This is a genomic window from Polaromonas sp. (assembly GCF_018780625.1).
Lineage (GTDB): Bacteria > Pseudomonadota > Gammaproteobacteria > Burkholderiales > Burkholderiaceae_C > Polaromonas.
Map to the genome: position 1 here is coordinate 1 of NZ_JADMJK010000103.1, position 3,207 is coordinate 3,207.

A 3,207-nucleotide genomic window follows, 5' to 3' on the forward strand; every position below is an offset into this window, starting at 1 on the left:
TCCGCCGGGTCGCGCACGGCCGTCAGGTTGTAGACCTTGGTCCACTTGGCAATCAGCGCCTGGTAGTCCAGCAACTGGCTGACCTGGTGCTCGCTCATATCCAGTTGCAGTGCCTGCAGCCCTGCCAACAATGCGGCGCGCATCAGGCTGGCGCCTTGTCGCTGATCACCACCGGCGTCGTGTTCTTCCACAGGTTCTTTTTCAGGTGCACCAGCAGCAGCGACACGGTGGCGGGCGTCACGCCCTGGATGCGCGAAGCCAGCCCCAGCGTTTCAGGCCGGTGCTTGGCCAGCGTCTGCCTTGCCTCAAAGCTCAGGGCCGACACCTGCAGGTAATCGAGGTCGGCGGGCAGCTTGAGGTTTTCGTACTGCGAGGTCCGCTCGACCTCGATTTTTTGCTGGTCGATGTAGCCGGCGTACTTGGCCGTGATTTCCAGCTGCTCGATCACGCTGCGGGCCAGGTCCGGCGGCAAGGCTGTTTCACGTGAAACATTATCCAAAGCACCGCCCTCCTCCGTTGAAATGTCGGGGTTGGCATACTGGCCGTCGTTCAGCGACATCAGCCCGGCGTAGCTCACATCGGGGCGGCGCAACAAGTCGGCCAGGTTGTATTCACGCTCAATCGCCTTGCCCAGCACGCGCTCGGCTTCGGCCAGCGGCAGGTTGTTGGGGTTGATCCAGAGCGCGCGCAGCCGCTGTGTTTCACGTGAAACAGCGTCGCGCTTGCGGTTGAAGGCGTCCCAGCGCGCGTCGTCGACCAGACCGAGTTCGCGGCCTTTTTCGGTCAGACGCATGTCGGCATTGTCTTCGCGCAGCATCAGGCGGAACTCGGCGCGGCTGGTAAACATGCGGTAGGGCTCGGTCACGCCCTTGGTGATCAGGTCGTCCACCAGCACGCCCAGGTATGCCTCGTCACGGCGCGGCAGCCAGGCCTCCTTGCCCTGGCACTGCAGCGCCGCGTTGATGCCCGCAAACATGCCCTGGGCCGCCGCCTCTTCGTAGCCTGTCGTGCCATTGATCTGGCCGGCAAAGAACAGCCCGCTGATGGCCCGGGTTTCAAAGCTGGATTTGAGCGCGCGCGGGTCGAAGTAGTCGTATTCAATCGCGTAGCCGGGCCGCAGGATGTGGGCGTTTTCCATGCCCACCATCGAGCGCACCAGCGCATACTGGATGTCAAACGGCAGGCTGGTCGAGATGCCGTTGGGGTAGATCTCGTGCGTCGTCAAGCCTTCGGGCTCCAGGAAAATCTGGTGGCTGTCCTTGCCGGCAAAGCGGTTGATCTTGTCTTCCACGCTCGGGCAGTAGCGCGGGCCCACGCCCTCGATCTTGCCGGTGAACATGGGGCTGCGGTCAAAGCCGGAGCGGATGATGTCGTGCGTGCGCTCGTTGGTGTGGGTAATCCAGCACGGCATTTGCCGGGGGTGTGCGAGGGCGCCGCCCATGAAGCTGAACACCGGCACCGGCCCGGCCGTGCCGCCCGGCATGCCGTCGCCCGGCTGCACCGTGCACTTGCTGAAGTCAATCGAGCGGCCATCGAGGCGCGGCGGCGTGCCGGTCTTGAGCCGGCCCTGCGGCAGCTTGAGCTCCTTCAGGCGGCTGCTCAGCGACACCGCCGGCGGGTCGCCCGCGCGGCCTGCCGCATAGTTGTTCAGGCCCACATGGATCTTGCCGTCCAGGAAGGTGCCCGCCGTCAGCACCACGGTGCGCGCGCGGAACTTGATGCCGACCTGCGTGACCGCACCCACCACCCGCTCGCCTTCCACCATCAGGTCATCGACCGCCTGCTGGAACAGCCACAGGTTAGGCTGGTTTTCCAGCATGCGGCGAATGGCGGCCTTGTACAGGATGCGGTCGGCCTGCGCCCGGGTGGCGCGCACGGCCGGCCCCTTGGAACTGTTCAAAATGCGGAACTGGATGCCGCCCTCGTCGGTGGCCAGCGCCATGGCGCCGCCCATCGCGTCGACTTCCTTGACCAGGTGGCCCTTGCCAATGCCGCCTATCGACGGGTTGCAGCTCATCTGCCCCAGCGTCTCAATGTTGTGGCTCAGCAGCAGCGTCTTGCAGCCCATGCGGGCGGCCGCCAGCGCAGCCTCGGTGCCCGCGTGACCACCGCCGACCACAATCACGTCAAATTCCTGGGGGTAAAACATTTCAAGCCTCTATCAATTCAGTTGTCAGGCCGGCGACCCGTTTTCAGGGCGTCAGATGCACGGGGCGCAGCGCCCGCATTTAAAGGCGACGCAAGTCGCCTAGCCCTGCTGGGCCGCACGCGCCAAGCGCCTGGGCCGGCGCGCAGCAAGCTGTCCATTTTACCGAGTTGACGCAAACCCTGCCCAGCGGCAGGCAGCCGGGCCAGGCTCAGGTTACGCTAGGACTTTTCCGACCCACGCCTTCACACCATGCCCTCCTTCGACACCTTCATCGCATTCTTCGGCGTCTCCGTGCTGCTCGGCCTGTCGCCCGGCCCCGACAATGTGTTTGTGCTGATGCAGTCCGCGCTGCGCGGGCGGCGCGCCGGCCTGTTCGTGGTGCTGGGCCTGTGCACCGGCCTGCTGTTTCACACCGCCGCCGTGGCGCTCGGGCTGGCGGCGGTGTTTGCCGCCTCGGCCACCGCCTTCACCGCGCTCAAGCTGGGCGGCGCGGCCTACCTCGCCTACCTGGCTTGGCAGGCGTTTCGCGCACCCACGGGCAGCGCGGCCGCCCCACGGGCAGCGCCGCCGGGCGACGCGCAGATGTACCGGCGCGGCGTGATCATGAACCTGAGCAACCCCAAGGTCGTGATCTTCTTCCTGGCCTTTCTGCCGCAGTTCGTCGACGCGGCGCAGGGCCGCATCGGCCTGCAGATTGTCGCGCTGGGCGGCGTGTTCATGCTGGCTACGCTGCTGACATTCGGCGCCATCGCCTGGTTTGCGGCTTCGGTAGGGCAAGCCTTGCAGCGCTCTGCGCGGGCGCAGCAAACCCTGAACTGGCTGGCCGGTGCCGTGTTTCTGGGCCTGGCCGCCCGCCTGGCCCTGTCCGAACGCTAGACGTTTTTCTTCCTTCCTTTGAAAGCACCCTCCCCATGAAACTTCTCGTCTTTGCCGGCAGCACCCGCCTGAACTCCTTCAACCGGCAACTGGCCCAGGCCGCAGCTACGCTGGCGCGCGCCAGCGACGCCGAAGTCACCCACCTCGAACTGGCCGACTTCGACATCCCGATGTACAACGCC

General features: G+C 65.6%; 3 protein-coding genes and 1 pseudogene. 2 read left to right on the forward strand and 2 right to left on the reverse strand.

Features of this window, described 5'->3' with window-relative positions; translation table 11 throughout:
• Together IV091_RS09380 and mnmG are read right to left on the reverse strand one after the other, a co-directional pair.
• A pseudogene (locus IV091_RS09380) lies at window positions 1-143 on the reverse strand (16S rRNA (guanine(527)-N(7))-methyltransferase RsmG); the annotation flags it as partial.
• Window positions 143-2,149: a tRNA uridine-5-carboxymethylaminomethyl(34) synthesis enzyme MnmG gene (gene mnmG, locus IV091_RS09385; protein WP_293467997.1), complete on the reverse strand. Its 2,007-nt coding sequence runs from the start codon at window positions 2,147-2,149 to the stop codon at window positions 143-145. The pseudogene IV091_RS09380 and the gene mnmG, both read right to left, overlap by 1 nt.
• 249 nt (window positions 2,150-2,398) lie before the next feature.
• Between mnmG and IV091_RS09390 the strand changes: the two genes are divergently transcribed.
• A complete protein-coding gene (locus IV091_RS09390; protein WP_293467999.1) occupies window positions 2,399-3,025 on the forward strand; it encodes a LysE family translocator in 627 nt (208 codons plus the stop codon).
• Between the two features lie 35 nt (window positions 3,026-3,060).
• Window positions 3,061-3,207: NAD(P)H-dependent oxidoreductase (locus tag IV091_RS09395; protein ID WP_293468001.1), on the forward strand; the 147-nt coding region annotated here is incomplete at its 3' end.